This is a genomic window from Virgibacillus sp. MSJ-26 (assembly GCF_018918075.1).
In the GTDB taxonomy this organism is placed as follows: Bacteria; Bacillota; Bacilli; order Bacillales; family Amphibacillaceae; genus MSJ-26.
Window position 1 is genome coordinate 66,187 of record NZ_JAHLPW010000004.1, and the last position, 22,213, is coordinate 88,399.

The 22,213-nt window shown below is 36.3% G+C and carries 18 protein-coding genes; 6 read left to right on the forward strand and 12 right to left on the reverse strand.

What is annotated here, in order from left to right:
* Positions 1-72: 72 nt before the first annotated feature.
* From KQI49_RS04230 to KQI49_RS04250, 5 genes are all read right to left on the reverse strand, one after another.
* Positions 73-3,246 (reverse strand): DEAD/DEAH box helicase, encoded by a 3,174-nt coding sequence (locus KQI49_RS04230; protein WP_216487116.1) that lies wholly within the window; start codon positions 3,244-3,246, stop codon positions 73-75.
* Positions 3,247-3,374: 128 nt separating this feature from the next.
* The gene (locus tag KQI49_RS04235; protein ID WP_216487117.1) at positions 3,375-4,562 is read right to left on the reverse strand and encodes an MFS transporter; all 1,188 of its coding nucleotides are present in this window, start codon (positions 4,560-4,562) and stop codon (positions 3,375-3,377) included.
* Between the two features lie 209 nt (positions 4,563-4,771).
* On the reverse strand, positions 4,772-5,485 hold the full coding sequence (locus tag KQI49_RS04240; protein ID WP_216487118.1) for a sulfite exporter TauE/SafE family protein: 714 nt from the start codon (positions 5,483-5,485) through the stop codon (positions 4,772-4,774).
* Between the two features lie 163 nt (positions 5,486-5,648).
* On the reverse strand, positions 5,649-6,251 hold the full coding sequence (locus KQI49_RS04245) for a superoxide dismutase family protein (protein WP_253286668.1): 603 nt from the start codon (positions 6,249-6,251) through the stop codon (positions 5,649-5,651).
* Between the two features lie 316 nt (positions 6,252-6,567).
* Complete coding sequence (locus KQI49_RS04250; RefSeq protein ID WP_216487119.1) at positions 6,568-7,089, reverse strand: DoxX family protein; 522 nt, start codon at positions 7,087-7,089, stop codon at positions 6,568-6,570.
* Positions 7,090-7,413: 324 nt separating this feature from the next.
* Between KQI49_RS04250 and KQI49_RS04255 the strand changes: the two genes are divergently transcribed.
* The 4 genes from KQI49_RS04255 (at position 7,414) to KQI49_RS04270 (ending at position 12,403) form a co-directional block, all read left to right on the forward strand.
* The gene (locus KQI49_RS04255; RefSeq protein WP_216487120.1) at positions 7,414-8,337 is read left to right on the forward strand and encodes an ABC transporter ATP-binding protein; all 924 of its coding nucleotides are present in this window, start codon (positions 7,414-7,416) and stop codon (positions 8,335-8,337) included.
* On the forward strand, positions 8,330-9,571 hold the full coding sequence (locus KQI49_RS04260; RefSeq protein WP_216487121.1) for an ABC transporter permease: 1,242 nt from the start codon (positions 8,330-8,332) through the stop codon (positions 9,569-9,571). The genes KQI49_RS04255 and KQI49_RS04260 overlap by 8 nt, the downstream gene beginning before the upstream one ends.
* A 254-nt stretch (positions 9,572-9,825) precedes the next feature.
* Positions 9,826-10,923, forward strand: a complete 1,098-nt coding sequence (locus KQI49_RS04265) for an N-acetylmuramoyl-L-alanine amidase family protein (protein ID WP_216487122.1) — start codon at positions 9,826-9,828, stop codon at positions 10,921-10,923.
* Positions 10,924-11,125: 202 nt separating this feature from the next.
* The gene (locus tag KQI49_RS04270) at positions 11,126-12,403 is read left to right on the forward strand and encodes a hypothetical protein (RefSeq protein ID WP_216487123.1); all 1,278 of its coding nucleotides are present in this window, start codon (positions 11,126-11,128) and stop codon (positions 12,401-12,403) included.
* Between the two features lie 191 nt (positions 12,404-12,594).
* On the opposite strand, the gene KQI49_RS04275 is transcribed toward KQI49_RS04270, so the two are convergent.
* The 4 genes from KQI49_RS04275 to KQI49_RS04290 form a co-directional block, all read right to left on the reverse strand.
* Positions 12,595-12,765 carry a hypothetical protein gene (locus tag KQI49_RS04275; RefSeq protein WP_216487124.1) on the reverse strand — a complete coding sequence of 57 codons (171 nt, stop codon included), beginning with the start codon at positions 12,763-12,765 and terminating at the stop codon, positions 12,595-12,597.
* A 148-nt stretch (positions 12,766-12,913) separates the two neighbouring features.
* On the reverse strand, positions 12,914-14,098 hold the full coding sequence (locus tag KQI49_RS04280) for a Ger(x)C family spore germination protein (RefSeq protein WP_216487125.1): 1,185 nt from the start codon (positions 14,096-14,098) through the stop codon (positions 12,914-12,916).
* Positions 14,091-15,197, reverse strand: a complete 1,107-nt coding sequence (locus tag KQI49_RS04285) for a GerAB/ArcD/ProY family transporter (protein WP_216487126.1) — start codon at positions 15,195-15,197, stop codon at positions 14,091-14,093. The genes KQI49_RS04280 and KQI49_RS04285 overlap by 8 nt, the downstream gene beginning before the upstream one ends.
* Positions 15,194-16,750: a spore germination protein gene (locus KQI49_RS04290; protein WP_216487127.1), complete on the reverse strand. Its 1,557-nt coding sequence runs from the start codon at positions 16,748-16,750 to the stop codon at positions 15,194-15,196. Before KQI49_RS04290 ends, KQI49_RS04285 begins: the two co-directional genes overlap by 4 nt.
* A gap of 183 nt (positions 16,751-16,933) precedes the next feature.
* Between KQI49_RS04290 and KQI49_RS18730 the strand changes: the two genes are divergently transcribed.
* Both KQI49_RS18730 and KQI49_RS04300 read left to right on the forward strand, forming a co-directional pair.
* A complete protein-coding gene (locus KQI49_RS18730; protein WP_216487128.1) occupies positions 16,934-17,947 on the forward strand; it encodes a DUF3231 family protein in 1,014 nt (337 codons plus the stop codon).
* A gap of 4 nt (positions 17,948-17,951) precedes the next feature.
* Positions 17,952-18,443 carry a hypothetical protein gene (locus KQI49_RS04300; RefSeq protein WP_253286669.1) on the forward strand — a complete coding sequence of 164 codons (492 nt, stop codon included), beginning with the start codon at positions 17,952-17,954 and terminating at the stop codon, positions 18,441-18,443.
* Positions 18,444-18,494: 51 nt separating this feature from the next.
* Here KQI49_RS04300 and KQI49_RS04305 read toward each other — a convergent pair whose 3' ends face one another.
* Genes KQI49_RS04305 through KQI49_RS04315 form a run of 3 tightly spaced genes read right to left on the reverse strand, consistent with a single transcriptional unit; the run spans position 18,495 to position 22,190 of the window.
* Positions 18,495-19,538, reverse strand: a complete 1,044-nt coding sequence (locus KQI49_RS04305; RefSeq protein ID WP_216487129.1) for a ribonucleotide-diphosphate reductase subunit beta — start codon at positions 19,536-19,538, stop codon at positions 18,495-18,497.
* Positions 19,519-19,953 (reverse strand): flavodoxin, encoded by a 435-nt coding sequence (locus KQI49_RS04310; protein WP_216487130.1) that lies wholly within the window; start codon positions 19,951-19,953, stop codon positions 19,519-19,521. The genes KQI49_RS04305 and KQI49_RS04310 overlap by 20 nt, the downstream gene beginning before the upstream one ends.
* Positions 19,950-22,190 carry a ribonucleoside-diphosphate reductase subunit alpha gene (locus KQI49_RS04315; protein WP_216487131.1) on the reverse strand — a complete coding sequence of 747 codons (2,241 nt, stop codon included), beginning with the start codon at positions 22,188-22,190 and terminating at the stop codon, positions 19,950-19,952. Before KQI49_RS04315 ends, KQI49_RS04310 begins: the two co-directional genes overlap by 4 nt.
* Positions 22,191-22,213 lie beyond the last annotated feature (23 nt).

Genomic DNA, 22,213 nt, shown 5'->3' on the forward strand with positions numbered 1-22,213 from the left:
AGCAATCACAAAAACTAATAACACCGCCAGCTCTTCGTCTATGTTTCCAGCCGGCGGTGTTATTAAAGGTTGTTAAATATTTAGTAATTCACGAACATCTTCTTCACTTAAACTCGACAGCATTGTCTCACCAGGTTGGATGACTTGGTCAATGAGTTCCCGTTTCCTCTGCTGCAATTCATAAATTTTTTCTTCAATCGTTCCTTCTGTAATCATTCGAATGACTTGAACCACATTTTTTTGTCCAAAGCGATGGGCTCTCCCTGTTGCCTGGTCTTCAACTGCTGGATTCCACCATAAGTCATATAAAATGACAGTGTCAGCTCCCGTAAGATTTAGGCCTGTTCCGCCAGCTTTTAATGATATAAGAAAGACGTCTTTTTCACCATTATTAAAGCGCTCACTCATTTTCACTCGCTCTTCAGAAGGGGTTTGACCATGTAGGTAAAAGCTATCGATTCCCTCAGCTTCAAGCTTTCTTTGAATTATTTCATGCATACTCGTAAACTGGGAAAAGATTAACATACGCCCGCCGTTTTCACGGGTTTGTTCAATGGTTTCCATGAGTTGTTCCAGTTTTCCAGATTTACCGGCATAGTTTTCAATAAATAATGCTGGATGACAACATAATTGCCGTAAGCGTGTCAATCCGGCGAGAATTTTCATTCGATTTTGATTGAAACCACTTGTATGAATAGATTCCGTCGCTTCGTGTTGAAGTTTTTGCAAGTAACCGACATAAAGATCTTTTTGGTCTTTCGTCAGCTCAGATACATAAACAGATTCTATTTTATCTGGTAATTCGGTTAAAACGTCCTGCTTTAGACGTCTAAGAATAAACGGCTTTGTTATCGACGCTATTTTTTCATGAGATAATTGTTTGAATTTCTTTTGACTCGGCATTAAACCAGGTAAAACAACTTGGAAAATCGCCCATAATTCATCGATAGAATTTTCAATTGGTGTACCACTAAGAGCAAAGCGACGACTTGCCTTGACTCGGCGGATTGCTTTTGATGTTTTTGTAGCATAGTTTTTTATAAACTGGGCTTCATCTAAAATCATTGTTTGAAAATTAACGTCCACATAATGCTCAATGTCTTGCCTTAATGTAGCATAGGATGTTATCCAAACGTCGACCTCGCTCGATTCTTTAATTTTCTGCTCCCTTTCAAGTGGCGTCCCTCGTATAATTTCCACGCTTAAATCAGGCGCAAACTTTTCACATTCATTTTTCCAGTTATATACCACAGAAGATGGAACGATGATTAAATGTGGCATATCACTTGGTTCAGATAAAATATAAGCGATACTTTGTAGCGTTTTTCCGAGTCCCATATCGTCAGCTAAAATGCCCCCAAGATGATAATGGCTCAGTGATTTAAACCATTGGAATCCCGTCTCTTGATAACTTCTTAATGAAGCGTTCAAATTTTTTGGAATGTTATAGTGCTGAGCCTCGGGTGATTTCAATTGATTTAAGAGTTTTTCAAAAGAAGGATCGTACTTCTTCTTTGTATCAATAAGTTCATCAATCTGTGTACCACGATAAACTGGCATCTGAATATTGCCCTCTTGAACATCTAATTTATCAACTTCAAGGTCATCTAACATTTGCTGAATTGAAGTGAATTCGTCATTTTCAAGCGACAATATTTCTCCACTATTTAGTCGATAATATCTTTTTCTTTCAATAACAGCGTTGATAATATCCGTCACTTCATCCTTGTTGACTCCTTCAATATCAAAACCTATCTCTAGTAAATTTGATGACGACTCAACTTGAACATTCGTACTTGGGGTAAGGTCGCGCTCGACAATCAGATTTTGAATCTCAGAAGTTAAATATAAATCAACATATTTATCCAACAAAGGCAAAATGTCGTATATAAAATGGTAAAGCGTTTCGTCATCAGCCTGAATATAAAGTTCTTTTCCGTTATAGTGAAAATTGGCATACTCAATTAAACCCATGATTTGTCGTTCTTTATCCGTATCACGGCTAATTAAATGATCATGCTGTATACGACCATTAAATGGGCTGATTTTTTCAGTACCATAGTGATACGTCAAATCACCTATTAAATAGTCCTCTTTTATCTCCAAATATAATTTTGCTTGAAGTGGAACATCAATTATCTTTGATTCTACTTGTTGATCAATCGCCACTTCGCCCACTTCCTTCAATGAAGGAAGCACGTCAGATATAAATGTATCAGCCTGACTCTTTTCGACTGGTAATTCTTGATGATTTTTGAGCAAAACCATTTGTTCTAAAATGGGGATTTGTTCTTTTCCCGGGAAATAAAACATCCCATCATGAAAAAGCAATTGATAAAGTTCAAAATAGACGACATCATCGGCACCATTTACTTTTAACATCAGATCATTTTCTTGATCTAATAATATCTCAAATGTGAACGGTGAGCTACCTTCAGCTAGGAGAGGTTTCGCGTAAGTCCTCTTTTCTGCTTCGACAGTAAAATCGCGATCAACCAATCTTTCAAGTAAGTCGCGAACAATGATAGGTGGAATAACAATAAACCGACGCTCATTAGCATTTTTCCGTTGCGGATAAAAGGTATATCCTTGATAAACCTCTTCGTTACGGAACACTGAATAAAGCAACTCGAATATAGCTAGGTCTTGTTTGGATATATAATGATTCTCTGGTGAGAAGGTAAAGTTTTTAGTGAAAAAGTAATCATTATCTTCCAGGACACTTTCCAAAAATTCTTCAGCATCCCTAACGACATAGCATCGATTGACACCTGCTTTTAATTCTATCAGCAATTTATTATCGTATGACCACTTACAATAATATTCGATATGAAGTGGATCTTTTTCTGATAAGAGTTCAACAACTGACTCTCCTTGCTTGATGGCACTGATTGTATTGATAAAGTGATTGGCTGCACGGTAGTTAAGTTTATGAGGTAGTGGTTGATTAGTTCCTTGAGCTTCTTTATCTTTAATTGCATATAAAGTAGCTGCAATATGTTTACATGTTTCATACGTATGAAAGGCGGGACAATCGCAGTACATTCCAATTGAACCCGACTCAAAGTGTTTCATGTCTAATTCAACAAAATAGGCTTCTGTCCCTTGTACCATAGCTGTCCAAACTTGATGATTTATATCGTACAAAAGATCATTGACTCGGTTACGTTTATAATAGTCCAACCCTCTCCTGGAGATGTGAGCTGGAAATAAATTTTGGATATTCACTTCACTCAAGTTTTTCAACGTATTATTAACCTGCCTTTTAAAATATCAATACTCCTATTGTAAACGAATTACCCACATTTTTAAACCAATGACTTTTTAATTGTTTCATTGAAATACTTTTATTAAGGACAGACATCTATTCAAAATTAAATTTGTCTTCTACGGGTACGGAATAATAAGTAAATATATAGCAGCATCGATAAAAAGACTGAACCCGCTGCTGTGGCATAGATTGAACCGTAACCAAATAAAAATGCTAACTGCCCGAAAGTCATAGCACCAACACCGATTCCTAAATCGAAAAAGGAGAAAAAGGTCGCATTAGCCATACCTTTTCGGTTACTCGGTGCTTTTTCCACAGACCACGCTTGTAATGCTGGTTGGACACTACCGAATCCCAGTCCATATAAAGCAGCAGCAATTAACATAACCCCCATATTAGGAAGCCAGGATAATAAAATCATTGCAATGAATATCAGCAGAGCTCCTGGTAAAAAAACATAGATATGCCCTCGCAGATCATATATCCTGCCGGCAAATGTTCGTGAGATAATTAAAAATATAGCATAGACTAAAAAGTAAAATTCAATACCATGAATATTTTTTTCTATCGCATATAAGGGTAAATATGTGGCAATCCCACCAAATGTTACTGTAATAAAAAATAATAACATGGAAGGTTGAAGAGCTGTCTTTTCAAAAATATCAAATTTGACTGTAGTTGTTTTGTCCGGCAACTTTTCTACCTTACGATATTTGATTTGAGAGGCTAATAAAAAGGCAATCAGACCCAGTCCTGCACAAATCAAGAAAAGTTTGGAGAAAGAGATAACTCCAGCAAGACTTAGGCCAAGTGCAGGACCAAAAGCGAGTGCCATATTTCCAGACAAGCCAAAATAGCCCATCCCTTCCCCACGTCGTTTCGGTGGAATTAAGTCTGTAGCAATCGTTCCTCCCGCTGTCGTTGAAAATCCCCAACCTGCACCTTGGACAAAACGAATAACAAATAAGAGAATAATGCTTCCTATAAATGCATATGCCCCAATAGATACGACAAATATCGATAAACCAGTCAAATAAACAAAACCTCGTCCTCTCGACTCAAGGGCGTGACCCGCGTATGGACGTAGAAGTAAAGCGGAAAAAGTAAAAATTCCCACAACTATACCTATTAATTGATCGTTTCCACCGAGCTCCTTAACAAACAAAGGGATGGTTGGTAAGGTCATTTGAAAACCGAGAAACACAAAAAAATTAGCCATAAAAATAAGAACGAAATCCTTCGTCCAAATTTTATCGTCCCGTTCTACCTTTTTTGCCGCTTGTTCTTCCATCCAATCACCTTTCCTTTCGGTACTCGAAGTATATTATACAGCTAAATCGATACGCACTATAGTTTTTTGCTTCATAGTAATGAATGTCTTCGCCCTCGGCTATGCGTCGTCGCTTCGATCTATGCGCCCGTCACTATAAGCTTAACCCCGTTCACCATTTTCTTATTCTATTGATGCGACAGTTGATATTAGTTGTATTCATCTATTTGTTAAAACTGTTCAAAAAGTAAATAACCACCCGATATAAATAATAAGATATATGTTAAAATCTGAAACATTTTCTGACTAATTCGCTTATACAACAATTGTCCGACCATTAAACCAACCAAGACAATCGGCAAGGCTTTTAAACTTGATAACCATATCTCAGTCGATGTGCCAGCAAATAACACTTGAAACATGAGACTTGCTAAATAGATAAACAAGTAAAAGGCGAGTGTTGTTGCTCGCAAAGTCGCTTTTTTAGTATTGGTTCCTGAAAAGTAGAGTAATAGAGGTGGTCCTGGCATACCAATACTCGTCGTTAATAAGCCAGACAGTCCTCCCACTAAAAAATCTCGCTGGATTGTCTGGTTCGTACGCCAATTCGTAATCAATAAAATGGTCAAACTTATAATCAGCAAACTTACCCCTAGTTTGAGCAGTGTCATATCAAGTAATAGGAAAATGGTTATTCCAAGCGGAAGACCGAAAAGCCCACCTATGACAAAACGCTTAAAAACTCCCCAATTGACATCTCTTCTAATATTGACTATTAACATACTCGAAATAAACAGTGACAGAATCAAATTAAGCTGAATCGCTTCACGCGGGTCAAAAAGAAGTAATAAAAAAGGTGTTGCCATAATTGAAAATCCAAAACCCGTACTAGTTTGCAAGACGGAAGCAAATAATATAATTAATATAAAGATAAACACTGACATTCCTGACACCTATTTCTTTTAAGAATATCATCATGCTACCATACTTTATTGCAAAAACAAAAGCGCAAATTCCCGGTTGACAACGTATAGAGGGATAGGAAATCTCTTTAGTTCTTTCAACTTAGACAAAAAAACACCTGATCATTAGTGACCAGGCATTTCCTTATTCTGCAATTTCACCACAAACAATGCGATCGCCAGCATCTCCAGCAGGTTGTGATTTATTATCATCTTCATCAGCATGAATCACTAGGGCAGTCCCGTCCCCATCAAGTAAAGAATTATCTTCTCCCTTTTCTAGCGTCACCATATCAGCGACTATTTCGTCTTTTACAGTGCCATCCTCGGCAACTTCGATATTTGGCAAATCACCAGCATGAGGTCCCTCTGTATTTTCCAGTCCATGTTCAGCTTCCGTTGGATTAAAATGATCGCCCGCCGATTTAAAGTCTGGCGCTTCACATGATCCTGTTTCATGAAAGTGAATGGCATGTGTTCCCGGTGGTAAATGTGTTGCATCAAGCGTCATCTTAACACCTTCATCAACTCCTTCTAACTCCGCTGTTCCCACATTATCACCATCACTATTTTTAAGTGTTACATCAATCGGTTCAACTGACCTATTCTCTTGTTCCATTGTATCTGTTTCATTTCCTGATTCCACGTCATCATCGTCTCCTGCCCCATCATTCGTACTTCCGCAGGCGCTTAAAAATAGGAATAAAACAAAAAAAGATAGAGTAAGTACCCAATTTGTCTTTTTCAAAATTCAACCCTCCAAAGTTTTTCTTACTCTATTTATTTACATAACAGGCACAAGTTAAACCTATTACAAGTTATTATAACTCTAGAACAAAAGCTCGGGGCGCCCAGTTAGTCTCAGGCACAGCTTAAGCAAAAAACCTCAGTGGCGATCTTTGCCACGTAGGATTATTGCTTAAGACCTCAGGCGGGGTGGGCGCTGAAGCTGGACGGGCCAATTTTCAGTATAAAGTTATCCACAGGAGTTTTAGTGTTATAGTTTCCTTAACTACAAAAAAACCGACTCTTTCAAAAGAGCCGGTTCAGAAGTTATTTAATACTTAGGCTGTTACCAAATCATCTTCTTTTTTATGTTTATTATGTTTCATTGTACTAATTTGTTCTTTTAAAAATGGAATAACCCAACGATCAAGACCATATCTTCCAGCGTTAAATCCAGCAACGATTAAGAAGACTGTAAGTAAAACCATTTGAGCGTTCGTGCTGACTGTGCCACTAAAAAGAAATGCGAAGTTCATTGTAATACCCATAAGTGCTGCAAAGTTAGTAAATATACCAAGTATAAGTGCAATTCCCACTAACACTTCGCCCCAACAAACCATAAAGCTGAAAAGTCCTGCATTAGGTAGCGCAACTGCTTCAAGAAATGTTGCCCACCAACCTTGAACAGCTGGATCTGCTCCTTCAGCGCTTGCAATCGCTCCTTGAATAAATCCACTCGCATCAAATCCACTACCAAGTTTGCCTATTCCAGCTGTAATCCATGCATAACCAATATATATTCTTATAAATGCTAACACACCTGCAAAAACTTTATTATTCCGGATGAAATTCATAATCATTCTTCTCATCTCCTTGAATATTAATGTTAAACATTTCACATAAGTAATTAATTAAAAGATATCTTTTACATTTATAGAATAACATTTTTAACACTAAGGAAGTTTTATTTGCTCATCATTTCACATAATCGCAACAAAGTTTTGTCAGAAATGTGACTGTCATTCTAAAATTTGATTAGGCATCGTCAACTCAGATTACCCACATACTTCTAAGAGAATCTTTCAAATTAAATGTTGCTTGTTATATCACTTAATGATATACTTCATTCACGCTATATCATTAAGTGATATAACCTTAAAAATTGAAAGGTTGAGGATATATTTATGGAGAAAATTTTATCTGTATCTCATTTAGGTAAATCTTTTAAGGATAAGAAAGTACTTAAATCCATTTCTTTCGATGTTTGTAAAGGAGAAATCATGGCTATTTTAGGTCCAAATGGTGCTGGAAAATCAACAACTATACGGAGTATTATGGGCATTATCTATCCCGATCACGGAGAAATTAATTTTGAAAATCACTCAGAAATACCTCGCCATAAAATAGGGTACCTGCCTGAAGAACGAGGACTTTATCAAAATGTTAAAGTCATGGACATCCTCCTTTACTTAGCTGAACTAAAAGATTATCCAATGAAAAAGGCAAAAGAGCGAGCGCTCCATTATTTAAAAAAATTTGATTTAGAAGGGAAAGAAAATGTTGCAATCGAGGAGCTTTCCAAAGGTATGAGTCAGAAAGTTCAATTTATTTCATCCATTATTCACGAACCAGACCTTTTAATACTTGACGAACCATTTTCAGGCCTTGACCCAGTTAGTCAAGATGTCTTTAAAGATGAAATCCGTGAACTTGCCAATCAAGGAACTGCCATCCTTCTATCATCACATCAAATGAATTTAGTTGAAGAAATCTGTGATCGACTATTCATGATGCAAGATGGTCAAAAGGTCATTTACGGTTCACTTGATGACGTAAAGATGGAATATGCCAATTTTAAATGTACCATTCGAGGACAAAATCAATTATCAGACTTGGATGTCATACCAGGGGTTCAACGTATCGAACAAACCGATGCAACTTCAATTCTTTACTTAGAAAAGGATATCCAACCAACACAATGGCTGAAGCAAGTACCTGATAAGCTATCCATCCAAGAAATGTCTTTAAACCGCATTTCCTTGCATGAAATATTTATTGATATTGCCGCTGATAAGCAACTATTAAAAGGTGGTGAAGTCCATGCGTAACTCAATCAAAGTAGCGAAATGGGAAATGAAACGAAATCTAAAAAACAAATCATATATTATCGGATTATTTATGACACCACTCATTATACTAGTATTTATGCTTATCAGTTCTTTCATGTCTGGTTCAGAAGACAATACGACTACAGAAAGAACGGATGTTTATGTTAATGACCAAGTTAAATTGTTTGATGAGATTGGAGAAACAGTTAAAACACATGACTTAAATTGGCAAATTCATCAAACAGATTTAGATAAAGCATCACTTGAACATGTACTTGCATCAAGTGAAGATACGGCTTATCTCTTCTTAACTGAAGAGGCGATAAATCAAGATAAAATCCCGATTTTTACGTCCGAGGATATCCCTGTTAATTTTATGAATGAGGTTCAATTCTTAGAAGGGCCAATTAAATTATGGCAAGCTAAGAAACTGGGTCTCTCAGATGAAGAACTAGCCGTTGTCACTGCACCTTTATCATTTGATGAATTGTCAGTTGATGATTTAAAAGAACCCAGCTCATCTGATAAAAAGGAAGAACATTCAACAGGATTATCCCAAGCCGTTCCAGGTATCTTTGGTGGCCTTATCCTGCTTTCCATCAGTATAACAGGTATGTATATTTTCCAAAGTGCTTCAAACGAAAAGAAAGATAAAATTGCTGAAATTATTTTATCGTCAGTAACACCTGGTGAATTAATGCAAGGTAAGATTGTCGGCTATTTTGTACTTGGTTTGATTCAAGTGGCAGTGATCCTTGGCTTTGCTGTTCCAATAGCTTTATGGAAACTCGACTTCCCTGTCCTAGATTATTTATTGGTACCACAAACTTTATTGTTTATTTTAATCGCAATCATGGGCTATCTATTATTCGCATCACTGTTCGTAGGTTTAGGAGCAACGATGACCGATATGGGATCAGCAGGTAATTTCCAAGGGTTTGTTATGATGTTACCGTTCTTACCATTTATCTTCATTACGCCAGTCATTGGAAATCCTAGTGGCCTCATTGCGAAAGTAGGCACGTATTTCCCTTTTTCTACGCCAGGTGTCTTGATGCTCCGCTTAGTAATGTTGGAAGAATGGCCTTGGCTTGAAATTGGTATAGCCCTCGTCATTCTCGCTATTAGTATCTGGCTATTTATGAAACTTGCAGGCAAGATTTTCAAAGTTGGCATATTAATGTACGGAAAAAATGCAACACCTAAAGAAATTTGGAGGTGGTTAACCGCCTAAATTATGTCAGCATCTTAATAAAAAACGCTTGAATTAATTTCTTAATTCAAGCGTTTTTTCATTTTCACACCTCTTTCTAAATAACTATTGACATTTTAAGAAAACAGACGATATTACTAAGTGATAAGTCTATTGAACTAGTTCTTTTAAATTGTTTATGCTTATTTAGCATAAAATTGGTTTATGACTTATTAAAAAGGTTAATACTTATTAATAAAATAAGGTAATTACCTAACTGTTAAAAGGAGGTTCATATGAAAGTCAGACATCATACAGTGTTTTTACTAAGTTTTATGCTCTTATTTTTCTTTACATTTGTTACAGCAAGCTTCGCAGAAAGTCAACAAGCATATGAAGTCGGTACAACAAATCTAAATGTTAGAAATGCACCATCACATGATGCTGCAGTGGTTGGACATCTTCAACCAGGTGAAAGGGTAGAAGCCTTCAGTGAGCAACATGGTTGGGTGCAAACCTATTATGATGGGGAAGTCGTGTGGGTGGCATCCCAATATCTCAGTCCCATAAACGGAGAAAGTTCGACTAGTACGACTCATTCAAATGAAGAAAAAGTTCAAGTTACAGCGTCTGGAGTCAATGTACGTTCAGGACCTGGAACAGAACATTCGGTTGTTGGAGCAGCAACATCAGGAGATACATATCAATTAATAGAAACATCCGGGAACTGGGTTAAAGTTTTACTTTCCAGTGGAAATGAAGGCTGGATTGCTGCTGATTTTACAAACAAAAGTCAACAACAAGGATCACAACCAGTTGAAGAATCAACCAAGAAATCAAATGTCAATGGAACACTATCAGGCTATAATATCGTTCTAGACCCCGGACACGGAGGAAAAGACCCAGGATCAATTGGGTTTAACGGAGTTTATGAAAAAGACCTTATTAACTCTACAACAGATAAGGTTGCCAGCCATTTACGCGACGCCGGTGCCAATGTTATTTTGACAAGAAATTCGGATGCTTATATTTCGCTTGACGATCGCATTCTTATTAGTAACACCTATCAAACAGATGCGTTTGTAAGTATTCACTATAATGCCTTTCCGGTTCCTATCGTAAGAGGGACAAGCACTTATTATTACGCGGGCGGAGAAGATAGACGTTTGGCTCAGCACATCCAATCATCTTTAACCAACTTAAACTCCGTATATGACCGTGGTATTCGAAAAGGAGATTATAAAGTATTACGTGAAAATAGAGATTTAGCTGTGCTCATTGAACTAGGATTCATTACAAATCCAGATGAGTTACAAACAATGCAAACATCTGAATTTCAAAATGGAGCGGCCGAAGCTATTACGAATGGTTTAATTAATTACTTTTCACAATAAACGGAGCTGTCCTATTCTGGGGCAGCTTTTTTTAATGAACAACAATACTTACCGAGGAACATACAATTCCGTTTAATACTTATGCAACTGGAAATTTATTGTGACAGGTTAAATCAATTGTAAATGCTAAGCTTTTAAGCTCAGCAAACTATAGCTGCGTTTGTTATACTGAACCTGATATTGGATTAAGCGAGGTTTTAAAATGGATCAACATGTTCAATTACTTGTTAGCGAGGTTCAGCAACGATTGAAACTGGACCAATATTTCTTGAAAAGATACAATATCTTCCATGAAAAAGGAGAATCGAAGCAAGCTGTATATGTTTTATCAATGGAATGGTTCCCTACCGAAATGGTAGGTAACGAAAGGGGCAATGATAAGCAAGATCTTAACCCTACTGGCACCGTTGTGGTAGAAATCGATTTTCATAATAAAACTTTATATCAATTAGTTTTCGTTGGTGACGTGTCCCATCCCCAAGCCAAAGAATTATTTCCATCACCTAAAAAAGCAGAGGTGATTGATTGGGTGGAAGAGACTACGGGCTTAACATTTGGCAAACAATTCATGATTAACTATGAAAATAAAAAAGAATTTCGTTTTTCAGCAGCCATCGATCATATTCCCGTCTTGCCATTAGGAACGATTCAAGTAAAATTTAATAGTTCAGGTGAATTGACGATGTTTTCAATCGATGGTCTTTTTCCAACAGAAGATCAAGTTGTATGGGAACCTTTCTCCCTACTACCTAAAAAAGTGGAACATCTATTCAAGCAACACTTAAAGTTATTTGAAGTACCTATTGAGAAAGACGAAAAGTGGTTGCCTGTCCTTGGAATTGCAGAGCTGTATGTCAGAAATAGAGATGAACAAACATTGGAATATCCGTTTTTAAACAAAAGCGTTATAAACTTACCCTTGGAGTGGTCGTCACCTCTTGAAGAACCATTTCATAAAAAAGAAGATATTGATTTGTCAACAGAGGTTACATTAAAACAAGCCATTGCAAACGAGACGCATCCTGATCAAAAACCTGTGACAGAAGCTGAAAGTAAAATAGTTATAGAGCAAGCTAAAGATGTTATGCGCAGAGAATATCCTAAAGAATCAAGCAAATGGCTTATCCACACCATTTATAGAAAAAACAGTTATCTCATAGCCGAACTTAGACCAATTCAAAAATCAGCAAAAGTGATTTCACGAAAGATAAGTGTCATTATTAGCCCAACAACTCTTCAAGCCATTAATTATATTGATAATAATGGCTTACTTGAAATGTTTAATGAATACACAAGTTCGGATAATGTAATCGTCTCAGCAGAAGACGCGTTTAATAAGTTGTGGGACCATATAACAATCAAGCCAGTTTATGTGTACCATCCTAACGAGGACACCTATTATTTATATGGAGAAATTGACTCTGAATACGTGATTAATGCGACCACTGGAGAAACCGTTTATATGAGAGAATTAGAATAAAAGCTCGACCAGCAAATGTTCTGTTAAACATAAACAGAACATTTGCATAGGACAATATGGTTCCAAAAAACAAATGATATAATGTGGTATGCCATCGCTAAGAAAATACACTACACTTCCCACAGAGGAGACGCATTCTTCTTGGCTGCTAAGCCTTCATGTATTTCCTTAACTCGTTTAACGTTGAGACATTATTTAGAAGACGATGATTTCCCTTCCTCCTCACGTTTCCAAGACGGATCTCCAAATTTATGTAATTTGGCGTTAATCTTATAAATAACATATGGAATTAAGAAACTTAGAATGGTACAAATTAAAACCATTTTTTCAGGTAATCGACCTAAAATTTTTTCCCACCACATGACATACCCTCCAATACAAAATGATAAAAACAAAACCTCTATATTGAAATCCGGGTCATACTCACTAAGAATTAATTACTCAGCACTATAGACAAAGCATCATATTATATCGATGTTGCAAAACCAAAGCTTTTAAGTCTAGACAACCCTATTCATGTTCCTTTTCCTTAACGCGATCGGTAGATCCTACTTCTCGTACTTTAACATCAGCTGAAACATGAATACGGCTATTAGAAAAATAATTCTTTTTATTTTCCCAATCCTTGTGTATCTTTCTCCAAGTGCCATAATGTTTTTCTTTTAGTGTTTTATCAATATCAAGAATATCAAGTTTAAGTTCCTTTTGAGCCTTATCTATCGTTAAATCAGCGAGTTGCTCTATTTTTTTTGAAATTTTATCCTCCATTTCTTTTATATAAGAAGGATTTGAAAGTGTTTTACTCCCATACATTTCAGCTAGTTTACCCTCTGCCTTGATAGTTATAAAAATTTCCATATTTTTTGGATCTTCTACCTTTATATCTATTCTTTTTTTTGCTCTTTCAAGGTCAAAGGCCATGATATGGTTATTCACTTTAAACTTGATCATCCCTTCTTTCGTATCTCCTTTTATTAAATTCATTCCTTTTGTCTCAAGACCATTTAATGTTCCAACCATTTTATCATTTGTCCCATCAAAGACGGCTGCCCCGCTATAGTCAATACCATCATTATTAATCGATATTTTTGGAAGTACGTAACTGTTTTTATGGAGTAAATAATCATGTAGTCGACCGAGTGTTACGGGCTCGATTATTTCAATTGATTTATAGGAATTATCAGTAATCATATCAATATGCATAACAGGAAGTTTTTCGGGCTTAGGGTCAATATCGAGTATATTTTTCGCTTCTCCCTCAGCTATAATTATTTTAATGCCTCTACGCATTTCTTGATCACGTATAAATACATCTAACATACTTGCAAATAGTTCAGGATTATGGGCAAGCTTCTCTGAAACAATCACAAGCCTCGAATGTCCGTAAAATGGAACACGACTTATTTCCTTCAACATCTTTCTGTTTATCTCAAATATGCTGTCTCCAGTAGTTGTTAAATTAATAAAAGGTGGATTTTCACTACCTTCATTTGTTGGAGTTCCCAGTTCATCGGGAGAAACAATTTGATTTGTTAATGATATGTTTATATTCCCATCGGAATCATTATTAGAAAGATCCACAGCTGTTCCAATAACAAAGCCGTTTTCTTCAATATTAACTTGGTCCCAACACCCTGCTGATAAGACTAGCAAAAGAAAACAAATGATAATTTGGATAAGGTTTCGTTTAGTCACTAAACCTCACTCCTCTTAACTTACCAACTGTATATAATAAAATAACTACAAATATGGAATACAAAAACACTGTGTAACCAATATACGTGCCATAGGTGGATACTTCGAGGAAATTCTCCGGAAACATGGCGACTATATATACTATTGGTGATAATATAAATAAAATTTTATGTTTTGGTGTCTTTTTAAAGATGGACGTTAGTGCGAAAACTGAAACATCTAATGCTAATGTGGCAGTATTAAAAATAGCCATGATCCAAATCGTAAAAAAAACTGAATCAAATCGCTCAAAAAATTCACCTGGAATTTCCGCATTTTTTGCTAACTCAACCGTCGGAAAAATTAAATTACGTGTCACTTCATTTCCAAACACCCCAATACAAACTATGAAAATTAATATATATAAGATAACTGGTACACACATACCAATGGCTGCACTTTTTGGAGCCTTTTTTGGCTGTTTAACAAGAACTATATAGAACCATAAAATCCCGAATCCTGTATAAGAAGAAATCACCGAATCCATCCCTTTCACATATTCCATAAAACTAGTCTCAAAAATAGGGAATAAATGCTCCTTCTCAAACTTGTTCAAACTAAATACAATAAGCAATAATAAGATAAACAGAATAATTGGTAAAAACAAAGCATTTAAACGAAATAGCCCCACTCTGGATCCCGCAACTGCATAAATAACAACAAGCAAAAAAACAAGGGCTATAACTTCAACTGGTGTTTGGTCAAAGATATATTGTTTTGAGATGTCAGCAATTTGACGCATTTGATAAATAGCAATTTGTAAAGAAAGAATCGAGAAAATAAATGTTAAAACAAGTGCCAATGGTTTGGTAACTATACGTGAGGCATAGGTTAAAAATGACTGATTTGGAAAACTTGCTGACATTTTAGCAATACACCATGTTATTAGAACTGCAATCACCCCACCGACCAAAATTGGTAACCAGCCGTCAGCTGCTATGGTCATTGAAGCTAAAGATTTAGGAAAAGACAAGGCTCCTACACCTATAACAATGGAAGGTACAGCTATCATAATTTCGCGCTCACTAATAAACTCATCAGCATAATCAAAACGTTTCACTGTTTTTCTCCTTTCAAATCACCTGATTCATCATCTTCAGTTTCCAAATATTGTGGTCTTTTAGAGAGTGTTGGAATCGGGCTGCGCAAAATAAGATCATTCCAATCCTTTAAGAAGGTCGGGGAAAATGGTGTAGAATAAGGAATACCAACACTTTTTAAATTAACAATATGGATATTAACCATAATATAAGAAAGAATAATCCCAAAAAGACCAAATGCCGCGGCCGCAAACAAAAAACCAAAAAGAAGTATGCGAAAAGAAATAGATAAAGTATAGGTTGGAATAGAAAATGAGGCAATGGCATTTAAGGCAATAACGATAACCATAATTGGGCTTACAATTCCTGCTTGAACGGCTGATTCCCCGATAACGAGCCCCCCAACAATACCAATAGTTTGTCCAATCGTTGTAGGCAGTCTGGCTCCCGCTTCTCTTAACAATTCCATTGTAATGACCATTAGTAAAGCCTCTAAAAAGGGGGGGAATGGCACTCCTTCTCTTGTCGCTGCAATGGAAAAAGCCAGTTTTGGTGGAATCATACCAGGATGATAAGAAACTAATGCAACATATAAAGCTGGAAAAAAGATAGAAATAAATGCTGCAAGATAACGAAGTCCACGTAACAATGTTCCTACGGCCCAACGTTCATAGTAGTCCTCAGGCGATTGCAACCCGCTCGCTAATGTAGCAGGAAATATTAAAACAAACGGTGTCCCATCCAAAAAAATAGCAAGTTTTCCATCCATCAGTGATGCTGACACCTTATCAGGCCTTTCTGTATTGAGACATTGAGGGAACGGAGATAAAAAGCTATCTTCAATCCATTGTTCAATATAACCTGATTCTGGTGCATCATCCATATCAATTGATTTTAGCCTTCGATTTATCTCTTTTACTATTTTTGGATTAATAACACCATCTATATAAGCCACAACGAGTGTTTTTTTAGAGCGTCTTCCAATATAATGTTTTTTAAGGCGAAGGTTTGGATCCCGTATATGACGACGTAAATGAACTAAGTTTGTTTGTATATTTTCAACAAATCCGTCTCTCGGACCACGAATAAGAGTTTCGGAAATGGGTTCTTCAATCCCACGAGCTTCCCATTGTTTCGTATCTGTAATCAACACTTGCTCAATGCCATCTAAGTAAAAAATAGTGTCTCCACTTAATAGAGCAAGCGATAAATCGTCAAAATTGTATCCTATATCCATATCAACAGTTGAAATTATTCTCTTATAAATAACGTCAAACAGTTCTGTTTTCACATTAGGCAATTGTTTTTGATTAGCAAAAAGCTGTACATTTTTCATAATGTTGTTATATACCAAATCTTCATTAACTAATCCATCTATATAGGCAATAGCACATTTATAATCAGTTCCACCAACCATGAACTTCCGAATTACCAGATCATTTGGCTCATCCAACATATTTTTTAAATTTATTATATTTTTTTCCAAATCTTTATGAAGTATTTTAGAAAAATTCTCTTCTGGATTATTCGTTTTACGTTTTCTGCGTTGTGTTTTCATTCGACGTCGAGACATGAGTACCTCCTCCGAAAACAACTAGTCATTATTCTCTTCTTTTGCCCATTATTTAAGTATTTTATTCTTAATAGCAAAACCTGTAACAATCACGAATATAAAACGTAATAAAAGATAACCTACTAGTAAATGAAATTATGACTAAAACCATTTATCTATATAATTAGAGAGGAAGAATACAAAGTGACGACAGAAGATACTTTCAGTCATGAGCAATTATCTGCAGCGGAAATTTCAAGTCTTTGGACAGTCTATCAAGCGAACACTGTTGATATGTGTGGTATAAGCTTTTTTTTAGTTCATGTGAAGGACCCAGAAATACAACAAATTATTGAAAAAACCTTAGATATTACAACAGACGTCAAAGAGCAAATGGAGCAGATCTTCAGGTATGAAGATTATCCTGTTCCACAAGCTTTTTCCGAAAAAGACGTAAATTACAATGCTCCTAAGCTTTTTTCCGACGAACTTTATTTAGAATATATACTCAATATGAGTGATTTAAATCTCATTGCTTACTCTTCTGCTTTAACAATGGCCGCTAGGCCCGATATTATTGAATTTTACTCAAAGAACTTAGAGATAACAAAAAAACTTCATAATGAAATCATTGAACTAGTAAAACAAAAAGGTATTTATGTGTGGGTACCAACTATTCCAAAGGCCAATAAGATTAAATTTGTGGAAAAAGAGAGCTTTTTAACTGGCTGGTTTGGTGACCGAAGGCCACTTTTAGGAGTTGAAATAGCAAATTTGGCATATGCATCGAAACGAAATGCGATAGGACAAGCATTAATTACTGGCTTTAGTCAAGTAGCTGAAAGTAAAGAGGTAAGAAAATATCTAGAAAAAGGGCGAGATATTTCAGGAAAACATAAGGATGTTTTTAATGAGATTTTAAATCAGGATTATTTGTCTGGTGGGCTACTGAAAACATCAGAAGTAACAAATTCGACTGAGGCTCCATTTTCAGATAAACTCATGATGAACTTAGTTACAACTCTAATTGCATCAGGAATCGCACAATACGGAACAGCAATTTCCGCAAGTCCAAGACATGATTTAGGCGTTCAATATACCCGACTTATGGCTGAAATAGCGAAATATGCTAATGAAGGGGCAAATATATTGATTGAAAATGGTTGGATGGAACAACCACCAATTGCAGCTGATAGAAAAAATTTAGCACAGAGATGAGCCTATGACAAAAAGAATAGAGAGAAAAAGCAAAATGCTTGAGGTGCTTCTATGGAGCATTGCATTTCCAGGGTTTGGCCAGCTATTAAATCGTAAATATATAAAAGGGATTCTTTTGGTTGTATTGGAATTTACAGTTAATGTTTTAGGTAATGTCAACCAGGTTATTATGCTAAGTTTCCATGGCCATATTCAAGAAGCAATTAATCAAACGAACTACCTTTGGTTTATGTTTTACCCGTGTTTATATTTCTTTGCCATATGGGATGCATATAAAGATGCTGGGGGTGGAGAAAAACCATTTGCCTATCTTCCGTTAGTGTTTTCTGCTTATATTGTGACAGGTGGGATTGTCTTTTCACCTGTACTTAGGATTTTCGGATACCTCGTTGGCCCTGTCTGGCTATCAATTATCTCGATACCTATTGGAATAATTATTGGACTGCTTATTAAGTGGGGATTGGTTCGTTTTTTTAAAAAAGAGAATGGAGGATAAAACATTAGAGAAGCCCCTGTAAGAGACTTCTCTAATTTAACTTATATTTAATTACAAATCATCAAACCCATTCAAATCACTCGTTTTTGTATATTGTCTTGATTTTTGTTCAAAGAAATCAGTTTTCGTACCGTCGAAGTTATCGACGTAAGCGCGAATCCATTTCATTGGATTTTCTACATGTTGAGGATATATTTCGTTTAAACCCATCATGCGGAGCATTTTATTAGCACGATATTTAACGTAACCAGCCATCTCCTCCAGATCAATTCCCTCGAGATCAGCCAGTACATAAGAAGACCATTCTATTTCCAGTTCAACTGATTTTTTAAAATGACGATAGACCCAGTCTACAAACTCATTCGTATTATATTGGGGATTTTCCGCTAAAGTAGCACGGAACAATTCAGCGATAAATCGACCATGCTCAAGTTCATCACGGTTAATATAACTTACCATGGTTGACGTGCCAACCATTTTATTATGACGCGCTAAATTATAGAAAAAGGCAAATCCTGAGTAAAAAAACATGCCTTCAAGCAATGCTGAATAAACGAGTGTTTTTAAGATATTTTCAATCGTTGGTTCTTCCACAAAGTTATTATATACTTCCATAATATGCTCATTTCGTTTGAGTAACACTGGATCTTTTCGCCCAAGTTGAAATGATTCATTTTGTTCATCCAACGAAACAACAGATGATAATACATACGAATAACTTTCATTATGAACTGCTTCTTGCTGAGCAATAACCGCCATAATGGACTGAACTGACGGATCTGTGGCATACAATGAAATCAACAATGCCGTACGGGTTTGAGGTGCATCCAATGTTGACAGTAAACCAATTATTTTCAAATAAGCATCTTGTTCTGCTTGGGTAAGCTTGGCAAATTGTTTTACATCAGCAGACATATTTACTTCATCCGCTTGCCAGTAATTCCCGATTAAGCGTTTATACATCTTATACCAGTGGGGATAGGCAATATCATTCCAGTTTAAAATACCACTCGACTTTCCACCAAACACCCCTGTTGATTTATTAGGGTGCAGTGGCTCTAACGTTTTCACTTTTTCAAGCAAAGTTTGTGACATGATTGAATACGCCTCCTAACCATTGAAAAATTAACTTTTCTTGTGACCCTCGTGGAGATTGTTCAATTTTAAGCCCTCTCCACGGGCTATTATAAAACTTAACGAGTTTGTCTACTGCCAAACAAAATTGCTCATCTCCACCAAACTGAGTATCTCCTGTTCCAAAAACCGCAATATTATTTGGTTTATAACCGATTTCAAGGATAAAATCTTTCACCTCATCAGGCGTCGTTCCTTCTCCCCAAGTAAATGTGCCAAGAAATATATAATCATAGTCAGACGGTTTAACAGGTGCGTCAATACCAATTCGATGTATATCTACTATAAAATTATGATGCCTACAATCTTCCTTGATTAACTCGGCCACCTCTTGAGTGTTGCCGCTATATGATAAATAAGCAATGAGTACCCTCAACTTTCACACCACTCACATTCTTCAATATCACTGGACGTGGATCTAACGTAGTAGGTTGTCTTCAACCCTTCCTTCCAAGCTTGAAGATGTAAATCCAATAAAACTGATGCACGGATTGTATTAGGTACATAAATGTTAAATGAAATACTCTGATCAATATGACGCTGTCTTTTCGCATTTTGTGTAACAGACCAACGCTGATCAACAATATAAGCGGATCTCCGGTAAATTGAATAAGTTTCAGGTGTCAAATCTGGTGCTGCTTTCGGAATTCTAAAATCATTTTTTTCTTCACTGTAAAAAGGCTTAAAAATAGGATCAATACTAGCTGTAGAACCTGCAATCATAGAGGTAGATGAATTTGGCGCAACAGCTAATAAATAACCGTTACGAATCCCGTAATCCCCTACTTGCTCTTGAAGTTTATTCCATTTTTCATCCTCATAATTACGTACCTTAAAATACTCACCTGTCGCCCATTTGCTACCCTTAAACTTCGGATAACTCTCTTTTTCACGTGCGAGTTCCATACTGCTTTTAATGGTCAAATAAGCTATTTCCTCATAAAGTTCGTCAGTATAGTTAACGGCTTTCTCTGACTCCCATTCAATATTTTTTAAAGCTAGAAGATGATGCCACCCAAATGTTCCAAGTCCGATTGCTCGATATTTTTTATTCGTCAACATGGCTTGTTTAATGGGAAGTGTATTAATATCAATCACATTATCGAGCATGCGAACCTGTATGGATATGAGACGTTCTAGCACATCGGCAGGAACTGCTTTCCCTAAATTAATAGAGCTTAAATTACAAACGACATAATCACCTGTTTGATACTTTTTTACAATTGTATTTTCCTGCTCCACATACTCCTCGAGAAACTGGGTTGGTGATTGATTTTGAGTGATTTCCGTGCATAAATTAGAACAATAAATCATGCCTTCATGAGAATTGTTATTTTTTCGATTAACCTCATCACGATAAAACATAAACGGTGTTCCTGATTCAAGCTGTGATTTCATAATCCGTTTCATGATTTCAATGGCTGGAACTTTTCTTTTAGTTAATTGTTCCTCATTAATGCAAGCTTGATATTTTTCACGCCAGCTTCCACTTCCTTTTTCTTCGTCGTAAAAGTCTTCAAGTGAAAATCCCATGACTTGTCTCACTTCATGTGGATCAAATAAATACCATTCGCCTCTTTTTTCTACTTGTTCCATGAAATAATCAGGTAATGTGACACCTGTGAAAATATCATGTGCACGCATCCGCTCGTCTCCATTATTTAGTTTTAAATCTAAAAAGGATTCAATATCGGCATGCCATACATCGAGATAAATTGCAATGGCTCCTTTACGTGTTCCGAGCTGATCGACGCTCACCGCCGTGTTGTTTAATTGTTTAATCCAAGGTACGACACCGCTAGACATACCCTTGAATCCCTTAATAGCACTCCCCCGCGCACGAATTTTCCCCATATAAACGCCAATGCCGCCTCCATTTTTTGAAAGCTTGGCAATATCTGTATTACTGTCATAAATTGATTGCAAACTATCATCCACGGTGTCAATAAAACAACTTGACAGCTGCCCATGTGTCTTTCCTGCATTATTCATTGTTGGCGTAGCTACCGTCATATAAAGATTGCTTAATGCCCAATACGCCTCCACTGTTAACTCACGGCGCTTTTCTAATTTTTCATTTTGCATTAAATGCATGGCGATAATCATCCATCGCTCTTGTGGTAATTCATAGACGTTTTTCTCATGGTCTGTAGCCAAATACCTTGTCGCAAAAGTATAAAGACCTAGATAATCAAACAATAAGTCTCGTTCAGGCTTGATTTTCCCGGAAAAATATTCAATGTCTTCGGGTGAATATGTATCTAGTAATTTTGGTGTATAGATTCCCATGTGAGTCAATTGCGTGATGAGCTGGTACAGACCTCCATACTTATCTCCTGAATATCCTCTATTGTTTGCTGCCTGCTCATAAAGCTGTTCTAAATATAGGCGACTAGCTAAAAATGTCCAATCAGGACTGGCCTCATCAATATTTTCAATGGCATTTTTAATTAACATATCTGTCAAATGGCTTTGATTCGTCACGTTAGATAGTGCTCTAAAGCATTTTTCCTTGTATTCGTGAGTATCAACTTTTAATCCTTCTGCAGCGCGATCAATTTTTTCACCTAATACATCTTGCTTTTTCAAATCACTGGTAATTGTTTGTGTCATTTAATAAACCTCCTCAGCGTTTT

Bases quoted from the DNA above. Each gene is read 5' to 3' on its own strand.
- KQI49_RS04300 (WP_253286669.1), top strand. From the start codon at position 17,952: ATGACAAAAAGAATAGAGAGAAAAAGCAAAATGCTTGAGGTGCTTCTA.
- KQI49_RS04305 (WP_216487129.1), bottom strand. From the start codon at position 19,538: ATGTCACAAACTTTGCTTGAAAAAGTGAAAACGTTAGAGCCACTGCAC.
- KQI49_RS04235 (WP_216487117.1), bottom strand. From the start codon at position 4,562: ATGGAAGAACAAGCGGCAAAAAAGGTAGAACGGGACGATAAAATTTGG.
- KQI49_RS04260 (WP_216487121.1), top strand. From the start codon at position 8,330: ATGCGTAACTCAATCAAAGTAGCGAAATGGGAAATGAAACGAAATCTA.
- KQI49_RS04255 (WP_216487120.1), top strand. From the start codon at position 7,414: ATGGAGAAAATTTTATCTGTATCTCATTTAGGTAAATCTTTTAAGGAT.
- KQI49_RS04250 (WP_216487119.1), bottom strand. From the start codon at position 7,089: ATGATTATGAATTTCATCCGGAATAATAAAGTTTTTGCAGGTGTGTTA.
- KQI49_RS04315 (WP_216487131.1), bottom strand. From the start codon at position 22,190: ATGACACAAACAATTACCAGTGATTTGAAAAAGCAAGATGTATTAGGT.
- KQI49_RS04240 (WP_216487118.1), bottom strand. From the start codon at position 5,485: ATGTCAGTGTTTATCTTTATATTAATTATATTATTTGCTTCCGTCTTG.
- KQI49_RS04265 (WP_216487122.1), top strand. From the start codon at position 9,826: ATGAAAGTCAGACATCATACAGTGTTTTTACTAAGTTTTATGCTCTTA.
- KQI49_RS04290 (WP_216487127.1), bottom strand. From the start codon at position 16,750: ATGTCTCGACGTCGAATGAAAACACAACGCAGAAAACGTAAAACGAAT.
- KQI49_RS04270 (WP_216487123.1), top strand. From the start codon at position 11,126: ATGGATCAACATGTTCAATTACTTGTTAGCGAGGTTCAGCAACGATTG.
- KQI49_RS04275 (WP_216487124.1), bottom strand. From the start codon at position 12,765: ATGTGGTGGGAAAAAATTTTAGGTCGATTACCTGAAAAAATGGTTTTA.